The following is a 20,041-nucleotide window of genomic DNA, read 5'->3' on the forward strand; positions in this document are numbered from 1 at the left end:
CATGAGCGAAGCCCCCGTGCTGGCCGCGGTGCGCAACCGCATCGGCCACCTGACCCTCAACCGCCCGGCCGGCCTCAACGCCGTCAACCTGGAGATGGTGCGCCTGCTGCAACGCCAGCTGCAGGAGTGGGCGGATGACCCGGAGATCCTCGCCGTGGTGCTGCGCGCCAATGGCGCGAAGGCCTTCTGCGCCGGCGGCGACATCCGCGCGCTGTACGACAGCTTCAGGGCCGGCGACGATCAGTGGCAGCGCTTCTTCGAGGAGGAATACGCCCTCGACCAGTACATCCACGCCTACCGCAAGCCGATCCTCGCCCTGATGGACGGCTTCGTGCTCGGCGGCGGCATGGGCCTGGTGCAGGGCGCCGCGCTGCGGGTGATCACCGAGCGGACCCGGATGGGCATGCCGGAGACCGCCATCGGCTACTTCCCCGACGTCGGCGCCAGCCACTTCCTCTCCCGCCTGCCCGGCGAACTGGGCACCTACCTGGGCGTCACCGGCGTGCAGATCCGCGCCGCCGACGCCCTCTACGCCGGCCTGGCCGACTGGTGCCTGCCCAGCGAGCAGCTCGCCGAGCTGGACCGCTGCCTGGACAACCTGAGCTGGACGGTGCACCCGCAGGAGGCCCTGCGCACCCTGCTCGCCACCCTCGCCTCGCGCAAGCTGCCGGGCGCCGAACTCAAGGCCCTGCACCCGGCCATCGAAGAGCACTTCGCCCAAGACAGCGTGGCGGCAATCCGTGCCTCGCTGCAGGCCGAGACGCGCCCCGAGTTCCAGCACTGGGCCGAGGAAACCGTCAAGCTGCTGGATGGCCGCTCACCGCTGGCCATGGAAGTCACCCGCGAGCTGCTGCGCCGCGGTCGCGAGCTGCTGCTGGCCGAGTGCTTCGCCCTCGAGCTGCACCTGGACCGCCAGTGGTTCGCACGCGGCGAGATCATGGAAGGCGTGCGCGCGCTGATCGTCGACAAGGACAGGAACCCGCGCTGGAACCCGCCCAGCCTGGGCGCGGTGAGCAACGAACAGGTAGCCAGCTTCTTCCCGAGCGGCCAGACTGCCGGCAGGGCCCGCCAGGCGGTCTGAGCGCCCGGCAAGCAGACAAGAACAAGAGAGAACGCCGATGAACGATCTGGAATTCACCGAAGAACAACGCATGATCCGCGACATGGCCCGCGAATTCGCCCAGCGCGAGATCGCCCCGCACGCCGCCGCGTGGGAGAAGGCCGGCTGGATCGACGACCGCCTGGTCGCCCAGATGGGCGAGCTGGGCCTGCTCGGCATGGTGGTGCCCGAGGAATGGGGCGGCAGCTACATCGACTACGTCGCCTACGCCCTGGCCGTGGAGGAAGTCGCCGCCGGCGACGGCGCCCTCGGCGCGCTGATGAGCGTGCACAACTCGGTGGGCTGCGGCCCGCTGCTCAACTACGGCACTCAGGCGCAGAAGGACGCCTGGCTGCGCGACCTGGCCAGCGGCCAGGCCATCGGCTGCTTCTGCCTGACCGAACCGCAGGCCGGCTCCGAAGCCCACAACCTGCGCACCCGCGCCGAACTGAAGGACGGCCAGTGGGTGCTCAACGGCGCCAAGCAGTTCGTCACCAACGGCAAGCGCGCCAAGCTGGCCATCGTCTTCGCCGTCACCGACCCGGAGCTCGGCAAGAAGGGCCTGTCGGCCTTCCTGGTGCCCACCGACACTCCCGGCTTCGTGGTCGAGCGCGCCGAGCACAAGATGGGCCTGCGCGCCTCCGACACCTGCGCCATCGCCCTCGACGACTGCCGCATCCCGCAGGAGAACCTGCTCGGCGAGCGCGGCAAGGGCCTGGCCATCGCCCTCTCCAACCTGGAGGGCGGGCGCATCGGCATCGCCGCGCAGTCCATCGGCATCGCCCGCGCCGCCTTCGAGGCCGCGCTGCGCTACGCCCGCGAGCGCGTGCAGTTCGGCAAGCCGATCATCGAGCACCAGAGCATCGCCAACCTGCTGGCCGACATGCACACCCGCATCAACGCCGCCCGCCTGCTCACCCACCACGCCGCCCGCCTGCGCAGCGCCGGCCTGCCCTGCCTGTCCGAAGCCTCCCAGGCCAAGCTGTTCGCCTCGGAAATGGCCGAACAGGTCTGCTCCAGCGCCATCCAGATCCACGGCGGCTACGGCTACCTGGAGGACTACCCGGTCGAGCGCTACTACCGCGATGCAAGGATCACGCAGATCTATGAAGGGACCAGCGAGATTCAGCGGATGCTGATTGCGCGGGAGCTGGGGAGTTACGGGGTGTAATGTTCGATTGAGGTTTGTTGTCACGATCGGGGGTGGTAGTGGCTGCCCCCGGTTGTTTTTGTCTGGGCAGCGCGCTAATCGGCGCCGCCGATAGGAGCGCACGCCGCGCGCTCGACAGTATCGTCTGTATTCCAGCGCCTGACGAAACGCTCCCAATAGTGCGCTGTGCCGCAGGCTTCCATCAGCCGCTCGACCGGCTCGGTCTGCGCCTGTACATATCGGCGAAACGCTTCGCGACCCAGCCGCTTGTGCTGACCATCTGCCCGTCATCGACGTTCTCGGTAACCTGCAAACGGACTTGGCCAAATCCACTGCAATCTGCTTGCACATCGCTGGAGCCCTCCGAACGCCACTTCGGCACCACGAGTGTGGTCAAGTCTGGTGCAGTGAGTGCCCATCACAGCGCTCAAATAGCTCTCCCTTATGGGTTCGACGTCGCTTCCTTCATCTTTCTAGACCCCATCATCGCCACGGCTCATCTATTATAAAAATCCAAAAGACGGAGCCTGGAGTCCCGATAATGCACTCGACTGTCGCTCACTTCGCTCCCTGGACAGTCGAAAGCTACGCTTTTGCCTGATCGTCAGGACCATGGGCACGCTCAAGCTTTGGTTGCGGCAAGCTCCATTCACTTCGTCACTCGTGCTCCTCACAGGCTGCGTCACCCTGCATGCACCTCTTACCAGGGATGACTCCTATCCGGCCGATTGGCCCGATGTGACGACCGCGGGCGAGGAGTGCCGCGGGTTGAACGGTACCTATGCGAACTCGGGCGAGCTTGCAGTTGCAGACTCCGGGCGCTCTGACGCGCTCTTGACGCAGATCCTTCATCTATCGCGAGGAGCCAAGGTCGTGTCACTTGCGGTTCAGACCCAAAGGCTCGACAACAAGGGTGACGCCATTTCTACCCTGCTCGTCGTGCCGGATGGGGACGAGAGCGCCAGGACGGAGCTCACAAACTGCTTCTGCATTCGACAGACATTGAGCTGCACGCGGATCAACGAGAGATACTGGTCGTTCCCATACATTGGCGCAGGTGGTGCGCAGTCCAACGTATACATGTCAGGCGCAGCGGATGGCTCGCTGGTCCTGAGACTGCAGAACTACCATGCAGACCTTGTCATCGGAGTCCCGCTCTTCGGCAAGTCAGAGCCATGGGCTCGCTTCACGGCCAGCCGCCCGTGATGCAACATGGTCCTGCCCCTTGGCTGGCGCGGACTGCTACCGGCACGTCGCCTGGCTCGCCAGCCGGGCAATACCAGCATCCGCCCAGCAGGCCAAGAGCCTTCCCGGCGGCAGAGCCTCAGCTCAAACGTCGGACACCTCGACATTGAGAATTGCCACCGCCACATCAATGGCGCTTGTGCTCACCCTGGCGGGTTGCGCAACCAGCGCCGGGAATCCACCGTACCCAGCGGAGTGGGCTTCGATAAGGTCCGTGCCCACACCGGAAGGCTGTCCTGATCTTCAGGGTACGTACAGCAACCGGGGAACAGCATCGTTCCCGACCGTAGCAGGTGAGCCACCATCACTGACTGACATATTCATGGCGATGGCCCGCTCGAAAAGCGCCACTGGCCCTGCGACCTGGCAGCAGTCGTGGCCGACCATTCCGAGCGAATCGGCCTGGGTGTCCATCCAGCAGACATCTGACTCGATGACCATCACCTTCATTGACTCCGCAGGGCGCCGCACTCCGCTGAGCTTCAGGCGCTATCGCTTTACGCCATTCGAGAGCCGTGTTGACGACCTCTTCAGTTGTCGTACGTTGAATGACGAGCCGACCCTGCGGTTTTTCAATGAGCCTGTCAGCCACACCCATGTGTCGATCCTGGGGGTCGGCGGCGGTGGAACCAATATCAATCTGCTCAAGTCCATCGACGGCTCACTGGTCGTCAACTGGCGCAGCGACGATGTCACTATCTCCCGGTTCATCCTGGGCTCGGACTACCGGGTAGAAAACCTCTGGTATCGATACTCGCGGGTTGCCGCCGAGATACCTGCCGAAAAATAGCGAAGCTCAGCCACGCGATCGACCGGACCTTCGCCAGCGGGCTTCCTCCGGTCATTACCAGCGCAAGGCGTCACTACTTTCAGGCGCCTGCGGCATGGAGGTCCGCAAGCCGCGCCCACGTCACGGCAGGGGAATACCCTCAATCCCCGATACTCACTCCTCCCCATACCCCTGCAGATCCAGCCCCTCGCGCAGATACTCCGCCAAAAACGGATGGGCGATCAGGTAGCCGGCGGTGCGCGGGTTCCACTGTTCGGCGGCCTGCCTGAGCAGGTCGTCCCACTCCTCCAGGGTGCCGTCACCGCGGCCCAGCCACATCAGTGCCACCACTTCCTGCTGCTGGTCCGGCTCCAGGTCGTCGATGATCGACTCGAACTCGCCGTAGTACTCGTCGTCCCCGTGGTCGGCCAGTGCCTGCAGGGCCCAGTCGTCGCTCGGGCTGTTGGGTTCCTGGGGGATGACCACCTGTTCCTTGGCGTGAAAGGCACGGGCCAGGTCCATGAGCCGGGCAACGGTTTCCGGGTTGACGGTGATCATGCTGGCGCTCCTCTTGGCTGGACCGGACAGCAAGTATGGGCCGGATTGCGCAACTTGCCCGCCTGCGGCTTTCATGAATGGACGACTGACCTTATCCCGACTGCCTGCGATGCCCCACGCCCACCCCACCCTGCTGTTCGGCGCCTTCGACCGGCACAACTTCGGTGACCTGCTGTTCCCGCACATCGCCACCGCGCTGCTGGCGGGGTGTGAACTGCGCTTCGCCGGGCTGGCCGGCCGCGACCTGCGGCCGTGGGGCGGCCACCAGGTCGAGGCGCTGGCGACGCTGGCCCGGGAACTCGCCGGCCAGCCGGTCGACCTGCTGCACGTCGGCGGCGAGCTGCTGGCCTGCGATGCCTGGGAGGCGGCGGTGATGCTGCTGCCGGCAGACCAGGTGCAGGCCACGCTGGCGCGCCTCGACCACCTGCCGGCCGAGCGTCTGGCCTGGGCGCAGGGCGTGCTGGGCATTCCTGACCGGGCGCCCTACGTGGCGGGGCACGGGCTGTTCCCGCGGGCGCGCCTGCTGTTCGACGCGGTGGGCGGCATGGATCTGGATACACGCGATCCGGCCCTGCGCGCCGAGGTGCTGGGCAAGCTGCGCGCCGCCGATTACCTGAGCGTGCGTGACCGGCGCACCCAGACGCTGCTGCGGGAGGCCGGCATCGCCGCGCAACTGCTGCCCGACCCGGCGGTGCTGGTGCGCGAGCTGTTCGGCGCGCGAATCGAGCGCCATGCCGCGCAGGGCGAGGTCGCCGAACTCCGGCGCGCCTTCCCCCGCGGCTATCTCGCCGTGCAGTTCAGCGCCGACTTCGGCGACGACGCCACCCTCACGGCCATCGCCGCGCAGCTGGACCGCGTCGCGCAGGCCCACGGGCTGGGCATCGCCTTCTTCCGCGCCGGCGCCGCGCCCTGGCACGACGATCTGGGCTGCTACCGGCGCACGGCGGCGCGGATGCGCGCGCCGACGCGCATCGTCGCCACGCTCGACCTCTGGGATATCTGCGCGCTGATCGCCGCCAGCCGCGCTTTCCTCGGCAGCAGCCTGCACGGGCGGATCGTCGCCATGGCCTACGCCCTGCCCCGCCTCACCCTGCAGCGCCGCGGCCCCGGCAAGCCCGAGGCCTACGCCGCCACCTGGGAGTCAGCCGGGCTGCCGCTCGGCGTGCTGCCGACGGAGATCGCCGAGGGCCTCGACGTGGCCCTCGCGGTCAACCGCCGCCCCCTCGACGAGCTGGCGCGCGCACTGGCGGCAGACTACCGCAGGGGTTTCGCCGCACTGCGCGCCCGCCTCGACCACTGAGCGCGACCGATCAGGTCCGGGCCGGCTACGCTCTCAGGCAGCGGATGGGGGCCCGGCCCGCCAGACGCCTTTCCGTCCAGCCCAGCGAGCCCGAAGGTCGATGCCCAACTGGAAGCTTATCGCCCTGGCCACAGCGGCCACCCTGGCGAGTCAGGGGTGCGGCAGCGCCCGATCGCCCAGCGTCAGGCCGGTGCCGGTCGCCGGGATCGACCAGCAAGGCGCCAGCCTGGATCGGGCACGGCAACTGGTGCGCGGCACGGGGGAAACCGCCGTGATGTTCGAGCTGGGCCAGCCCGCCGACCGGGTACCGAGCTGCCTGCCTGGCGAGGTCGTCTGGCGTTATCCGATCCGGGCCTGGAGCGCGATGGCGGTCAGCCGGAAGATCGTCCCGGCGGTATTTCTCCGCATGACGTTCGATCGCGCGGGCACGCTCACCGACTGGCGCTTCGTCGACCCGCTCACTGGCCGCCAGTTGCCTGTCGTGGAGGAGCCGGCCGAGGCAGCCCGCTGGTTCGAGTCGCTTTCGCGCTCGCCGGCACCGATCCCACCGCGCATCGAGCTGCAGGAAACCCTGGTCCGCGGCCGAACCACGCAGCACGATGTCGAAGGCACGCTCGGCCGCTGGCAGCCGGACCTCCACTGCGGGAATGGTGGCGCCGCTCCCCTGGTCAGGAAGGAAAATACCGACTCCGGCGCCGTCTGGGACTGGTATGCGGACCGTCCCAGTCCCCTGTTCATTCCACCCCACTACCTGGTTGCCTCCTTCGCGCAGGCCGGCACCCTGATCGTCTGGCATTTCGAACAGACCTACCCGGGCGGACGCAAGTGAGCTCGCCGGACGTTACCGCCCACCCCGCTTGACCGACCGCCCCTGTCCCCTCCCGCGCGGCTTCTGCGCTGGTACTGCGTGCCCGGCTGGCGGGTCGGACGACGCTGCCGCTCGAGCTGTATCCGTCGATTCATCCAGTCCGTGTATCTGTACCCATCCATTCCGGCCACCTAGGATGAGCGCCACAATCCAATCCGCCAGAGAGTTCGCGATGCGCACCGTCCCCTTCAAGCAAGTCGACGTCTTCACCCGTGTCCCGTTCAGGGGCAACCCGGTCGCCGTGGTGCTGCAGGCCGAAGGCCTCTCCAGCGAGCAGATGCAGCGGATCGCCCGCTGGACCAACCTGTCCGAGACCACCTTCGTGCTGCCGGCCAGCAGCGCCGCGGCGGACTACCGGGTGCGCATCTTCACTCCCGCCTCCGAACTGCCGTTCGCCGGCCACCCGACCATCGGCACCGCCCACGCGCTGCTGGAAGCCGGGGTGATCGCCCCGCGCGACGGTCGGCTGGTGCAGGAGTGCACGGCCGGGCTGATCGGCCTGGAAGTGAGCGAGGACGGCGACGGCGAGCGCTGGATCACCTTCGACCTGCCGCAGCCGGCGATCACCGCGCTGGACGACGCCGATGTCGACGAGCTGGAGGCCATTCTCGGCTGCGCGGTGTCCCGCGAAGCCCGGCCGCGGCTGATCGACGTCGGCGCGCGCTGGATCATCGCCCAGCTGGACAGCGCCGCGGCGGTGCTGGCCTGCCGGCCGGACATGGCGCGCATGAAGCTGATCGAGCAGGAGCCGCAGGAAACCGGGGTGACCATCTTCGGCGCCCATCCCGCCGGCCAGCCGGCGGGCATCGAGGTGCGCTCCTTCGCCCCGGCCTGCGGCATCGACGAGGACCCGGTGTGCGGCAGCGGCAACGGCTGCGTGGCCGCCTTCATCCGCGACAGCGGGCAGGTGGCGCAGTTCGGCAGCCAGTACCTCGCCGCCCAGGGCGCCGCCATCGGTCGCACCGGGCTGCTGCGCATCGCCATCGACGCGGCGCGCATCCAGGTCGGCGGCATGGCGGTGACCTGCATCGACGGGCGGATCGCCTGCTGAGACGGCGGCGCGGCGACGACGGCCAGATCGACGAGCCGTCAGCAACTGCGGTCCTGCTCCTGCTGCTGCATCCGGCCGGGAAAGCACCGGATGCAGCAGTTCCCGAATCACTCGTCCTTGCGCGAAGCCGGCGCCTGAGCCAGCGAGCCGGCCGCCGGACCGTCGGCAACGCCGGCGGTGTTGTCCAGCAGGCTCCGGGTGGCCACCTGCAGGAACGACTGCAGCCGCGGCAGCAGCTCGGCCACGCCCTGCTCGTCCTGCACGCGGTCGACGCCGGCCCGCTCGTGCAGGCGGTAGTCGTACAGCTTGGGAGCGCCGTCGCGCGGCAGCACCAGCAGGCGGCTGCCCGAGACCAGCGCCACGGTCTGGTCGCTGCCGGACGGCTTCACCACACCGAAACCCTGGTCACTGGCGTCCAGGCTGAGCAGGTCGCGGCCCCAGCACTGATGCTGCACCTCGCCGCCGAGGCGGCCCATGATGGTCGGCACCACGTCGAGCTGGGTGCCGGCGATGTCGTTGCGCGCGCCGAACTTCTCCTGCACGCCGGGGCCGATCAGCAGCATCGGCACATGGAAGCGGTACAGGTCGATGTCGCTGAGCTGCTCGGGGCTGCCGAAGCCGTGGTCGCCAACGACCACGAACAGGGTGTCCTTGAAGTAGGGCTCCTTGCGCGCCTTCTCGAAGAACTGTCCCAGCGCCCAGTCGGAGTAGCGCATGGCGGTCAGGTGCTCGTCGAGCGCGCCGAAGCCGGTCACCTTGTCCACCGGCAGCTTGTCCGGCAGCGCATAGGGGGTGTGGTTGGAGAGGGTCTGCAGCAGCGCGTAGAACGGCCGCTCGCGATCCATCCTGGCCAGTTCCTCGGCGCCGCGGTCGAACATGTCCTGGTCGGAAACGCCCCAGGTCGGATCGGAGAACACCGGATTCACGTAGTCGTTGCGGCCGACGAAGCGGGTCATGCCCTGGTTGCCGAAGAAGCCCTGCTGATTGTCCCAGCCGAAATCGCCGTTGTAGACGTAGATATTGTCGAAGCCCCGCTGGCTGAGCAGCTGCGGCAGGCCGGAGAAGCGGTGGGTACCCTCCGGCTGCTGCATCAGGTACTCGAAGCCCGGCAGGTTGGGGAAGCAGGCCATGGTGGCGAACATGCCCTGGTGGGTATGGGTGCCGTTGGAGAAGTAGCGGGTGAACAGCAGCCCTTCCTTGCTCAGGCGGTCGAAGTTGGGGGTGATGTCGCCCTTGCCGCCCAGCGCGCCGACGTAGTGGCCGGCGAAGCTCTCCATGAGGATCACCACCACGTTGCGGATCGGCAGGGTACCCTGCTCGCTGGGCGCCATCACCCGGCGCACCGCCGCGCGGTCGGCGTCGACCAGCCGCTCCTGCGGGGTCAGCAGCATGTCGCGCACCCGCTGCTCGGCCTCGGCCGGCGGCAGGCTGGCCTTCCAGACGTTGTCGCGATGATCCGACCAGCGCCCCTTGGCGGCGTCGACCAGCGACAGCGTGGCGTTGTAGCCGAGATGATTGGCGAACACCGACTCGGTGGTGCTGGCATCACCCCAGCGCAGCGGCGGCCCCTGGCGCAGGGTGCCGCGGGCGGCGACCACCGCCACCAGCAAGCAAAGCACGAAGGCAGTGGCGCGCCAGTACCAGCGCCCGCCCTGCGGGCGCTCGATGCGCGGCAAGCACCAGCGGTGCAGGCGCTGGAAGACCTTGAACAGCAGCCAGCTGGCCAGCGCCCAGGCCAGCAGGTAGCGGCCCACCGGGAAGCCGTACCAGAGCATGCTCAGCACGGTCTTCGGGTCCTCGCCGAGGTACTGGAACACCAGGGCGTTCAGGCGCTGGTGGAACTCGCGGTAGAAGTCCAGCTCCAGCACGCCGAGGAACAGGGTCAGACTGGCGAACAGGCTCAGCCAGACCAGTTGCCAGCGCCGCGCGCCGATCAGGAACCGGCTGGGGATGGCCAGCAGCAGCGGCGCCACGCCGAACACCACCACGCGCAGGTCGAAGCGCACGCCGTTGCCGAACGCCTCGACGAAGGCGCCAGCCGGTGCGCCGCCGATCAGGTCGCGGTTGTAGATCAGCAGGGCCGCGCGCAGCAGCGCATAGAGGACGAGCAGCAGCACGCCGCTCAGCGCGGTGAAGGCCAGGTGCTCGCGCAGGCCGGGGCGCGGAGCGGCGAAGGAGGATGGTGATGGGCGCATGGGTCAACTTCCGGAGGAGATACGTTGCAGCTGCAGCACGCGGTTGCGGCCCTGCTCGGCGAGCAGGTAATGACCGGGGGCGGTTTCCAGCAGGGTCTGTGCCGAGCGCAGGTGGGACAGCACGGTATGCAGCTGGCCGTCCCGGTCGAGCAGCAGCAGGCGCGCCATGTGCGTGGCGTCCTCGCTCACCCACAGGCCGTCCGCGTTGCACAGCAGGAAACCGGGCTGGTCGAGATCGCCAAGCACCTTGGGGTCGTTGCCATCGGCGCTCAACTGGCGCACCCAGCCCTTGCCCTTCTCGGTGTAGAACAAGCGGCCATCGGGGCAGGCAGCCACCCCCTCGGCCTCGTCCAGATGGCGGCGCAGGACCTCGACCTCGTCGCGCTCGGGATCGTAGCGCAGCAGGTTGCCGTCGCCATGGCGGTCCTCGATGGCGTACAGGTATCGGCCGTCGCTGCTCAGGCCCTCGATACCCTGCCCGGAAAACAGCGTGCGGGTGCCCGCCGCGGTGCGCCAGAGCACCGGCTGCTCGCCCTGCTCCTGGCTGAACGCCACGCCCCCGCGGAAGGCGACCATGCCGTCGGGCTTGGACAGCCCGCCATGCACCTCGCCGAGCTGCCCGCCCGGAGCCAGGCGCAGCAGGCCGCCCTGGCCGGCGTTGCGTTCCTGGCTGAGCAGCAGACCGCCCTCGCCATCCAGGGCCAGCGCGCTGACCTTGTCGACGGCGTCGAGGTACACCCCCGCGGCCCAGCCGTCCCCGGCCTGCACCGGGTAGAAGTGCCGCCAGCCGGCCTGAGCCATGCCGAGCAGCAGCATGAGGACCGCCGCGGCCGTCAGCTGCCAGAAACGCAGCCAGCGGCGCGACAGCCCGCCGGCAAGCCGGGCGCGCGAACGAGGGAATATGGCCAGAAGGGTTGGCATGTCGTCGGTCTGCTTCGCCAAATCCCCAGACCTTAACCAGCCTCCGATCAAGCCGGCATCAAGCCGGTGTGAAAAAATCGTGAATTGGTCGACGGATGGTATCCGGCGACTACAGCCAGTCCAGACGCCGGAAGTTGGCATACAGCCCGTCGCGGGCTGCCCCTGCTGGCCTGCGCGCTCCTCACCGTCTCACCATGCGCCACTTCTACATCGAGCGGCTGTGAGCGCCGGGCGGCGGCGCAAGGCCCGGTAACAGGGCGAAAAACAGTCGATTTGACACCATCCGGGCGGATTCCCAGGATAATGGCCCTTTGATCACAAGAGGAGCATCCGGGGCCGCCCGGCTTTCTATGGACACTCAGAGTCGTCGAGACTTTCCTGCTTCGCCCGCGCCCGACGGCGCGCGTCACCCTTGCGCCAGCGGCGAACCCGCGTCGGCGATGCCGGCCACCCTGCCGGTCACCACTGCGCAATCGCGAGGCCGCCGATGGAAGTCCTGATCCTGATCGGCCTGATCGTGCTCAACGGCGTGTTCGCCATGTCGGAGATCGCCCTGGTCACCGCGCGCAAGGCACGCCTGATGAAGCTGGCCGCCGAGGGCGACAGCGCCGCCGCCACCGCCCTGAAGATGGGCGAGGACCCCACCAAGTTCCTGTCGACCATCCAGATCGGCATCACCTCCATCAGCATCCTCAACGGCATCGTCGGCGAGGCGGTGCTGGCCGCGCCGCTGTCGCAGTGGCTGCAGTCCCTCGGCGCGCCGGAGCACACCGCGAGCATCGGCGCCACCGCGGTGGTGGTCATCGTCATCACCTACGTCTCCATCGTGATCGGCGAGCTGGTGCCCAAGCGCCTCGGCCAGATCAGCCCCGAGCCCATCGCGCGCCTGGTCGCCCGGCCCATGCAGGCGCTGGCGGTGATCACCCGGCCCTTCGTGATGCTGCTGTCGGTGTCCACCCACGCGCTGCTGCGCCTGATGGGCGTGCGGCAGACCGGCCAGGCCATAGTCACCGAGGAGGAGATCCATGCCCTGCTGGAGGAAGGCTCCGAGGCCGGCGTCATCGAGCAGCACCAGCACGAGATGGTGCGCAACGTGTTCCGCCTCGACGACCGCCAGCTCGGCTCGCTGATGATCCCCCGCTCGGACATCGTCTGCATCGACATCCGCCGCTCCGCCGAGGAGAACCTGCAGATCCTCATCGAGTCGGAGCACTCGCGCTTCCCGGTATGCGACGGCAGCCTCGACAAGCTGGTCGGCGTCATCCACGCCAAGCAGGCGCTGGCCTGCGTCGCCAAGGGGCAGACGCCGGACTTCTCGACCAACCTGCAGCCGTGCGTGTACGTGCCGGAGACGCTGACCGGCATGGAGCTGCTCGAGGAGTTCCGCGCCAACGACATGCAGATGGCCTTCGTCATCGACGAGTACGGCGAGATCGAAGGGATAGTGACCCTGCAGAACGTGCTGGAGGCGGTGACCGGCGAGTTCACCCCGCGCAATGCCGAGGACGCCTGGGCGGTGCAGCGCGAGGACGGCTCCTGGCTGCTGGACGGCGCCATCCCGATTCCGGAGATGAAGGACCGCCTGGAACTGAAGAGCGTCCCCGAGGAGGACAAGGGCCGCTACCACACCATCAGCGGGATGATCATGCTGCTGCTCGGGCGCGTACCCGCCACCGGCAATCACACCGACTGGGCGGGCTGGCGTTTCGAGGTGGTGGACATGGACGGCAAGCGCATCGACAAGGTGCTCGCCACGCCGATTCCCCACCAGGAAGACGACCAGCAGGCGGGCGGCGCGTAAGCGCGCCGCCCTGGCGCCCCGCTACAGCCAGTCCAGACGCCTGAAGTTGGCGTACAGCCCGCCGCAACCGAGGGCGATCAGCGCGAGCACGCCGAAATAGCCGTATTCCCAGGCCAGCTCGGGCATGTGCTCGAAGTTCATCCCGTAGATCCCGGCCAGCGCGGTCGGGAAGGCGAGGATCGCCGCCCAGGCGGCGAACTTGCGCTGCACCACGCTCTGTCGCGAGGCCTCCAGCAGCAGGCTCAGTTCGATGGCATGGTCGGCCATCTCGCGCTGGCCGTTGAGGTCTTCCTGCAGACGGGCGACGTGGATGGCGATGTCGCGGAAGTACGGGCGCATCGGCTTGTCGATGAACGGGAAGTCGAGCTGCTGCAGCTCGCGGCAGATCTCCGCCAGCGGCGCGACCTGGCGGCGCAGGCGCAGCAGGTCGCGGCGCAGGTCGGCGATGTGCTCGATGTCGGCCTGGCTCAGCGAGCGGCTGAGCACGGTCTGCTCGAGGTCCTCCAGTTCCTCGAAGATGCTGTCGAGCAGCGGCCGGTAGTTCTCGATGACGAAGCTGAGCAGCGCATACAGCACGTAATCCTCGCCCTGGGCGAGCAGCAGCGGGCGCGCCTCGCAGCCCAGGCGCACCTTGGAATAGGGCGCCGAGTCGCCGTAGCGGGCGCTGATCACGTAGCCCTTGCCGGCGAACAGCTGGGTCTCGACGAAGGTCAGCCGCCCCTCCACGCGGATCGGCGAGTAGACCACCATGAACAGCGCATCGCCGAAGGTTTCCAGCTTGGGCCGGGTGTGCTGGGCGATGGCGTCGGCCATGGCCAGCTCGTGCAGGTTGAACTGCTGCTGCAGGGTGTGCAGCAGCTCGCGGTCGGGGTCGCGCAGGCCGATCCACACCATGTGCCCGGGCCTGGCGGCCCACTGGGCACCCTCCCCGATGTCGATATCGGCAACCTTGCGTCCCTGGTGATAGGCAGCGGCGGCAACGACCTGGCCCATGCGGCGTCCTCGGCTGAAGTGATGAGGCAGCTTACCCCAAGCGCCAGCCTGCCCCCAACGCGGACGGCTGCGGCGCATGCGCCAGCGGGCCGCGGCACACCGCAAGCCTGCCCGCGCCGGACAGAACGACACACCGTCCACTCGGTTCGTCACATTGATGCATTGATTCATCGAAACGCGGCTTTTTACGTCTTATCGACGAACAGGGCCGCCCAATAGACTGGCTCCGTACTCAACCGAACCCCGGAGACAACAACAATGAACGTACTCCTGCTTGGCGCCGGCCACATCGGCTACACCATCGCTCAACTGCTGAACAACACCGGCGACTACCAGGTGGTCGTCGCCGACCGTGACCGCAGCTCGCTGGGCGCCATTGCCGAACTGGGTATCGCCACCCTGGAGCTGGATTCGGCTGACGGCGCCGCCCTGGAAAAGGCCATGGCCGACCAGGACGCCGTGCTCAACGCCCTGCCGTACCACATGGCCATCGGCGTGGCCAAGGCGGCCAAGAACACCGGCACCCACTACTTCGACCTGACCGAAGACGTGCACGCCACCAAGACCATCATGGAGCTGGCCAAGGACGCCAAGACCGCGTTCATGCCGCAGTGCGGCCTGGCCCCGGGCTTCATTGGCATCGCCGCCCACTCGCTGGCCGCCCGCTTCGACAGCGTGCGCGAAGTGAAGATGCGCGTCGGCGCCCTGCCGGAGTTCCCGACCAACTCGCTGAAGTACAACCTGACCTGGAGCGTCGACGGTCTGGTCAACGAGTACTGCCACCCGTGCGAGGCGATCCGCAACGGCCGCCTGCAGCTGGTGCAGCCGATGGAAGGTCTGGAGCACTTCTCCCTCGACGGCGTCGAGTACGAAGCCTTCAACACCTCCGGCGGCCTGGGCACCCTGTGCGACACCCTGAGCGGCAAGGTCGAGACCCTGGACTACAAGACCGTACGCTACCCGGGCCACCGCGACCTGATGAAGTTCCTCCTCGAGGACCTGCGTCTGGCCGGCAACCAGGACAAGCTCAAGGACATCCTGCGCGGCGCTGTACCGACCACCATGCAGGACGTGGTGCTGGTGTTCGTCACCGTCAACGGCCTGAAGGACGGCAAGCTGGTGCAGGAAGTGTTCAGCCGCAAGATCTTCGCCAACGTGCAGGGCGGCCGCCTGACCAGCGCCATCCAGATCACCACCGCGGCCGGCATCTGCGCCGCCCTGGACCTGTTCCGCGCCAAGCGCCTGCCGCAGTCCGGCTTCATCAGCCAGGAGCAGGTGTCCCTCGACGACTTCCTCGCCAACCGCTTCGGCAAGGCCTACGAAGAGCACGCCGACGAGGCCCGCGAAGCGGCCTGAGTCAGCCCGCCTGCCCGCGCTCGCGGGCAGGCTCCCATGATCTGCCCAAGCCCTGCGCAGGGTTCGCGTGAACCGACCGGCTCCGCGTAGGGTGCGCCATGCGCACCATGAACCACGACGGTTGTCCCGGTGCGCACGGCGCACCCTGCGGGGTGCCGGGGCAATCATGCGCACTCCGACAAGAACAACACCAAGGAGATTCAAGGATGCTCAAGCGCAGCACCCTCGCCGTCGCGGTAACCCTCGCCCTGCTGGCCGGCCATGGCCAGGCCGCACCCACCCTGATCAACGCCAGCGGCGCCGCCGACGCCGCCAGCGCCACGGCGCAGTCCGCCAACGCCTGGATCGAGATCGACAAGGTCGCCTTCGAGCACAACATCGCCGAGCTGAAGAAGCAGGTCGGCGCCAGGACGCAGATCTGCGCGGTGATGAAGGCCGACGCCTACGGCCACGGCATCGACCTGTTGATGCCCTCGGTGATCGCCAGCGGCATTCCCTGCATCGGCGTCGCCAGCAACGAGGAAGCGCGCATCGTCCGCGAGAACGGCTTCAGCGGCCGCCTGATGCGCGTGCGCACCGCCACCCTCGGCGAAGTGCAGGACGCCATGCGCTACGACATGGAAGAGCTGGTCGGCGACCTGGAGTTCGCCGAGAAGGTCGCCGAAGCGGCACGCGCCCAGGGCAAGACCCTGCGCATCCACCTCGGCCTCAACTCCGCCGGCATCAGCCGCAACGGCCTGGAAATGAGCACCGCCGAAGGCAAGCTGGCCGCCGTGGACATCGTCAACATGCCGGGCCTGCAGGTCGCCGGAATCATGACCCACTTCCCGGTCGAGGATCGCGCCGAGGTGCTCAAGGGCCTGGAGAAGTTCAAGGCAGAGTCCGCCTGGGTGATCGAGCACGGCAAGCTCGACCGCAGCCAGCTGGTGCTGCACTGCGCCAACTCCTTCACCACCCTGGAGGTGCCCGAGGCGCACCTCGACATGGTCCGCCCCGGCGGCGCCCTGTACGGCGACACCGTGCCCAGCCACACCCAGTACCAGCGCGTGATGAACTTCAAGTCGCGGGTCGCCTCGGTCAACGAATACCCCGCCGGCAACAAGGTCGGCTACGACGGCACCTACACCCTGACCCGCGACTCGCGGCTGGCCAACATCTCTGTCGGCTACTCGGACGGCTACCGCCGGGCGTTCACCAACAAGGCCGCGGTGCTGATCAACGGCCACCGCGCCCCGGTGGTCGGCAAGGTGTCGATGAACACCCTGATGGTCGACGTCACCGGCATCCCCGACGTGCATCCCGGCGCCGAGGTGGTGCTGTTCGGCAGGCAGGGCGACGCCGAGATCGCCCAGGGCGAGCTGGAGGAATTCAACGGTGCCCTGCTCGCCGACCTCTACACGGTGTGGGGCAACTCCAACCCGAAGTTCCTCAAGCCGGAAGCGGCGGCGCAGTAACCACCTACTCGCGGGCGCCTCACCGGCGCCCGCATCGTTTCCGAGGAGCGATCAGTGAATTCAGTCATCAAACCTCGCAGCGGCGGCCAGATCCTGGTCGACGCCCTGCTGCTCAATGGCGTGGAACGCGCCTTCTGCGTGCCCGGCGAAAGCTACCTGGCGGTGCTCGACGCCCTGCACGATGCGCGGGAAAGGATCGACCTGGTGGTGTGCCGCCAGGAAGGCGGCGCCGCCTACATGGCCGAGGCGCACGCCAAGCTCACCGGCCAGCCGGGCATCTGCTTCGTCACCCGCGGCCCCGGCGCCACCAACGCCTCGGTCGGCGTGCACACCGCCTTCCAGGACTCCACGCCGATGCTGCTGTTCATCGGCCAGGTGGCCCGCGACCAGCTCGGCCGCGAGGCCTTCCAGGAGGTCGACTACCGGCAGATGTACGCCCCGCTGGCCAAGTGGGTGGTGCAGATCGACGACGCCCGGCGCCTGCCCGAGCAGCTCGCCCAGGCCTTCCAGCGCGCCATCAGCGGCCGCCCCGGCCCGGTGGTGGTGGTGCTGCCGGAGGACATGCTGACCGACGTGGTCGAGGTGGCCGACGCCCTGCCCAGCCGGCGCATCGACAGCCACCCGGCGCCCGCCCAGCTCACCGAGATGCAGGCGCTGCTGGAACAGGCCCGGCGTCCCCTGCTGGTGCTCGGTGGCGGCGGCTGGACGGCCGAGGCGGTCGCCGGCATGCGCGCCTTCGCCGAGCGCCAGCGCCTGCCGGTCGCCCTGTCGTTCCGCCGCCAGGACCTGTTCGACAACCGCCACCCGCAGTACGCCGGCGACCTCGGCCTGGCCGCCAGCGCCGAGCTGCGCGAGTCCGTGCAGCAGGCCGACCTGCTGCTGGTGGTCGGCAGCCGCTTGGGCGAAGTCAGCAGCAGCGGCTACAGCCTGCTGGACATCCCCACCCCGAAGCAGACGCTGATCCACGTGCACGCCGGCCTCGAGGAACTGGGCCGCGTCTACCAGCCGACGCTGGCCATCGCCAGCCACCCGGCCGCTTTCGCCGCCGCGGCCGCCGAACTGCCCGCCGTGGAGCCGCAGCGCCACACCGAGTGGATCGAGCAGCTCAACCAGCACTACCGCGCCAACCTCGACTGCCCGCCCTCGCCCGGCCCGGTGCAGATGGGCGAGATCATGGCCTGGCTGCGCGAACACCTGCCCGAGGACAGCATCCTCTGCAACGGCGCCGGCAACTACGCGGTATGGCTGCACCGCTTCTACCAGTACCCGGGCTTCCGCACCCTGCTGGCGCCCACCAACGGCTCCATGGGCTACGGCGTGCCGGCCGCCATCGCCGCCGCACTGGCCGCGCCCGGGCGCACCGTACTGAGCTTCGCCGGCGACGGCTGCTTCATGATGAACGGCCAGGAACTGGCCACCGCCATCCAGCACGACGCGCGGGTGATCTTCATCGTGGTCAACAACGGCATGTACGGCACCATCCGCATGCACCAGGAGCGCCACTACCCCGGCCGGGTCAGCGGCACCGAACTGCACAACCCGGACTTCGCCGCCCTGGCCCAGGCCTATGGCCTGTACGCCGAGGTGGTCGAGCACACCGGCGACTTCCCCGGCGCCTTCACCCGCGCCCAGAGAGCGGGCAAGGCGGCGCTGCTGGAGATCCGCGTCGACCCGCAGGCGCTGACGCCGCGGCAGAGCCTCGACCAGATCCGCGAGCAGGCGTTGCGGGGGCGCTGAAACAGAGCGGGCGGCCCAGGGCCGCCCGATTTTTGGCAGTGTGAAATCAACTTCTACGCATCGCGATACTGTGGAACAGGCGAGCCCTGCAGCAGAACAAGGCCGATAACAATCATGCCCCCCGTGATCGATTGGACGCTTGGCCCCCGTTGCGCGAACTACAGAGTGGCCCGGGCGGCAACGCCCAGCGAAGGCCGGATATACGAATGCAACCGCACTGACGACAGGGGTGGCAGGCTTTACTCACCACTTGTGGGGGGAGTCCATATACGTATGTTAGCCATTACCGCTGCCCGATGAGTGCGCGGTACTGAACAGAAACACCGGCGGGAGCCCCTTGTATATGCGAAATATCTGCGTAGGCTGGGTATTCAATCATCAAGTTATAGGGCAAACTCCAGTGGAGGCTCGGAGTTAAATGTTGATCGCGAACAATAAGAACGTTTCCTGCCTCATCCGGCAGCTCTGCTCCGCAGGCTAATACTGAAACATGCAAGCTATAGGGCGTTGTGGCTCCGCAGTCTCGCTGGAAAAGAACAGCCTGATATACACCGCTTGGTGAGTCTAAGCTAAAAAGTGGTTCGTTTACGCATAGCGGATCGAGAAAGTAAACGAAGACGGCAACTGTCGAGACAAGAAGAGCGGCCACAACTGCAAGGGTCAGTGCCGCAAATTTCAAAGCGCTTCGAATGTGCACCTAGCTGCTCCGTGTGGCTAACGCTTAGGTTAAAGGGCAGGCAAACGCGCAGCGTTTGACTGCCCCAGTGAGCGAAGCGAACGATTTGAACCTGTAGTTAGATTCCGCTCTTCCGTAGCAGCGAAAGAACTTCTTCATCAGCACTTTCCGCCTTCGTAATATAGTCGTTGCGTAACCACTCAGCCATGAGCTGATCTGGATCTAGAAAGCTGAGCTTAGCAAGCTTAATTAAGGCTTCTTTGCTAGGTTTCTGCTGCAGCCAGAAATGGAAAGCACCATTCCGATAGTGTTCGGATGCTGCCTCACTTCCAGGCTCATACTCTGACATCTGAATCCGCAAGATATCTTCAGACAACATGCCCCAGAGAATCCATTCCTCAGGGTATCCCATGAGCTTGATGAACTCACTTCGATTCATGAGCTTCCTCGAATGGAATCTAACGTTGAAGCTAAAGGGCGCGCTTTAGCGCGTCCCACCTGAGTGCTGTAATGGACTCTCCCTGCACCACACTTACCCGCACCAGCGGTGTCGAGAATGGCGTTCGGAGGGTTCCAGCGATGTACAAGCAGATTGCAGTGGATTTGGCCAAGTCCGTTTACCAGGTTGCCGAGAGCGTCCGTGCCGGGCAGGTGAGTCAGCGCAAGCGGCTGAATCGCGAGGCGTTTCGCCGATATATACAGGAGCAGGCCGAGCCGGTCGAGTGGCTGATGGAAGCCTGTGGCACGGCGCACTACTGGGGGCGTTTCGCCCAGGCGCTGGGGCACAAGGTGACGCTGCTGCACGCGCGCTATGTGCGCCCCTACCGCCGCCGCAACAAGACCGACCGCAACGACTGCGACGCCATCC

The 20,041-nt window shown here is 67.3% G+C and carries 16 protein-coding genes and 2 pseudogenes; 11 read left to right on the top strand and 7 right to left on the bottom strand.

What is annotated here, in order from left to right; genetic code table 11:
* The first annotated feature begins 1 nt into the window (after position 1).
* Complete coding sequence (locus RA210_RS11225) at positions 2-1,081, top strand: enoyl-CoA hydratase/isomerase family protein (RefSeq protein ID WP_442963396.1); 1,080 nt, start codon at positions 2-4, stop codon at positions 1,079-1,081.
* 37 nt (positions 1,082-1,118) lie between these two features.
* Complete coding sequence (locus RA210_RS11230; protein ID WP_201486490.1) at positions 1,119-2,270, top strand: acyl-CoA dehydrogenase family protein; 1,152 nt, start codon at positions 1,119-1,121, stop codon at positions 2,268-2,270.
* 81 nt (positions 2,271-2,351) lie between these two features.
* Here the strand turns inward: RA210_RS11230 and RA210_RS21790 are convergent.
* A pseudogene (locus RA210_RS21790) lies at positions 2,352-2,600 on the bottom strand (IS110 family transposase); the annotation flags it as partial.
* Positions 2,601-3,816: 1,216 nt separating this feature from the next.
* On the opposite strand from RA210_RS21790, the gene RA210_RS11235 reads away from it, so the two are divergent.
* Complete coding sequence (locus tag RA210_RS11235; protein WP_201486491.1) at positions 3,817-4,284, top strand: hypothetical protein; 468 nt, start codon at positions 3,817-3,819, stop codon at positions 4,282-4,284.
* Positions 4,285-4,437: 153 nt separating this feature from the next.
* On the opposite strand, the gene RA210_RS11240 is transcribed toward RA210_RS11235, so the two are convergent.
* Positions 4,438-4,821, bottom strand: coding sequence for a DUF3775 domain-containing protein (locus RA210_RS11240; protein WP_201486492.1), 384 nt, complete (start codon positions 4,819-4,821; stop codon positions 4,438-4,440).
* A 109-nt stretch (positions 4,822-4,930) separates the two neighbouring features.
* On the opposite strand from RA210_RS11240, the gene RA210_RS11245 reads away from it, so the two are divergent.
* From RA210_RS11245 to RA210_RS11255, 3 genes are all read left to right on the top strand, one after another.
* On the top strand, positions 4,931-6,121 hold the full coding sequence (locus RA210_RS11245; protein ID WP_201486493.1) for a polysaccharide pyruvyl transferase family protein: 1,191 nt from the start codon (positions 4,931-4,933) through the stop codon (positions 6,119-6,121).
* Between the two features lie 100 nt (positions 6,122-6,221).
* Positions 6,222-6,950, top strand: a complete 729-nt coding sequence (locus RA210_RS11250; protein ID WP_201486494.1) for a hypothetical protein — start codon at positions 6,222-6,224, stop codon at positions 6,948-6,950.
* A gap of 211 nt (positions 6,951-7,161) precedes the next feature.
* Positions 7,162-8,040 (top strand): PhzF family phenazine biosynthesis protein, encoded by an 879-nt coding sequence (locus RA210_RS11255; protein WP_201486495.1) that lies wholly within the window; start codon positions 7,162-7,164, stop codon positions 8,038-8,040.
* A 107-nt stretch (positions 8,041-8,147) separates the two neighbouring features.
* Here the strand turns inward: RA210_RS11255 and RA210_RS11260 are convergent, their stop codons facing one another.
* Complete coding sequence (locus RA210_RS11260; RefSeq protein ID WP_201486496.1) at positions 8,148-10,235, bottom strand: LTA synthase family protein; 2,088 nt, start codon at positions 10,233-10,235, stop codon at positions 8,148-8,150.
* A 3-nt stretch (positions 10,236-10,238) separates the two neighbouring features.
* Complete coding sequence (locus RA210_RS11265) at positions 10,239-11,156, bottom strand: TolB family protein (protein ID WP_236574718.1); 918 nt, start codon at positions 11,154-11,156, stop codon at positions 10,239-10,241.
* 487 nt (positions 11,157-11,643) lie between these two features.
* Between RA210_RS11265 and RA210_RS11270 the strand changes: the two genes are divergently transcribed.
* Positions 11,644-12,957 carry a hemolysin family protein gene (locus RA210_RS11270; protein WP_201486498.1) on the top strand — a complete coding sequence of 438 codons (1,314 nt, stop codon included), beginning with the start codon at positions 11,644-11,646 and terminating at the stop codon, positions 12,955-12,957.
* Positions 12,958-12,978: 21 nt separating this feature from the next.
* Here the strand turns inward: RA210_RS11270 and RA210_RS11275 are convergent, their stop codons facing one another.
* Positions 12,979-13,950 (bottom strand): magnesium and cobalt transport protein CorA, encoded by a 972-nt coding sequence (locus tag RA210_RS11275; RefSeq protein WP_201486499.1) that lies wholly within the window; start codon positions 13,948-13,950, stop codon positions 12,979-12,981.
* A gap of 258 nt (positions 13,951-14,208) precedes the next feature.
* Here RA210_RS11275 and RA210_RS11280 point away from each other — a divergent pair, with 258 nt between their 5' ends.
* The 3 genes from RA210_RS11280 (at position 14,209) to RA210_RS11290 (ending at position 18,497) form a co-directional block, all read left to right on the top strand.
* Complete coding sequence (locus tag RA210_RS11280) at positions 14,209-15,306, top strand: saccharopine dehydrogenase family protein (RefSeq protein ID WP_201486500.1); 1,098 nt, start codon at positions 14,209-14,211, stop codon at positions 15,304-15,306.
* Between the two features lie 206 nt (positions 15,307-15,512).
* Complete coding sequence (alr, locus tag RA210_RS11285) at positions 15,513-16,760, top strand: alanine racemase (protein WP_201486501.1); 1,248 nt, start codon at positions 15,513-15,515, stop codon at positions 16,758-16,760.
* A 54-nt stretch (positions 16,761-16,814) separates the two neighbouring features.
* Positions 16,815-18,497, top strand: a complete 1,683-nt coding sequence (locus RA210_RS11290; RefSeq protein ID WP_201486502.1) for a thiamine pyrophosphate-binding protein — start codon at positions 16,815-16,817, stop codon at positions 18,495-18,497.
* 283 nt (positions 18,498-18,780) lie between these two features.
* Here RA210_RS11290 and RA210_RS11295 read toward each other — a convergent pair whose 3' ends face one another.
* A complete protein-coding gene (locus tag RA210_RS11295) occupies positions 18,781-19,194 on the bottom strand; it encodes a hypothetical protein (RefSeq protein WP_201486503.1) in 414 nt (137 codons plus the stop codon).
* Between the two features lie 97 nt (positions 19,195-19,291).
* On the bottom strand, positions 19,292-19,612 hold the full coding sequence (locus RA210_RS11300; protein WP_201486504.1) for a hypothetical protein: 321 nt from the start codon (positions 19,610-19,612) through the stop codon (positions 19,292-19,294).
* 140 nt (positions 19,613-19,752) lie between these two features.
* Between RA210_RS11300 and RA210_RS11305 the strand changes: the two are divergent.
* Positions 19,753-20,041, top strand: a pseudogene (locus RA210_RS11305) (IS110 family transposase); the annotation flags it as partial.

The sequence above is a fragment of the Pseudomonas sp. OF001 genome (assembly GCF_904426495.1).
Classification (GTDB): domain Bacteria; phylum Pseudomonadota; class Gammaproteobacteria; order Pseudomonadales; family Pseudomonadaceae; genus Geopseudomonas.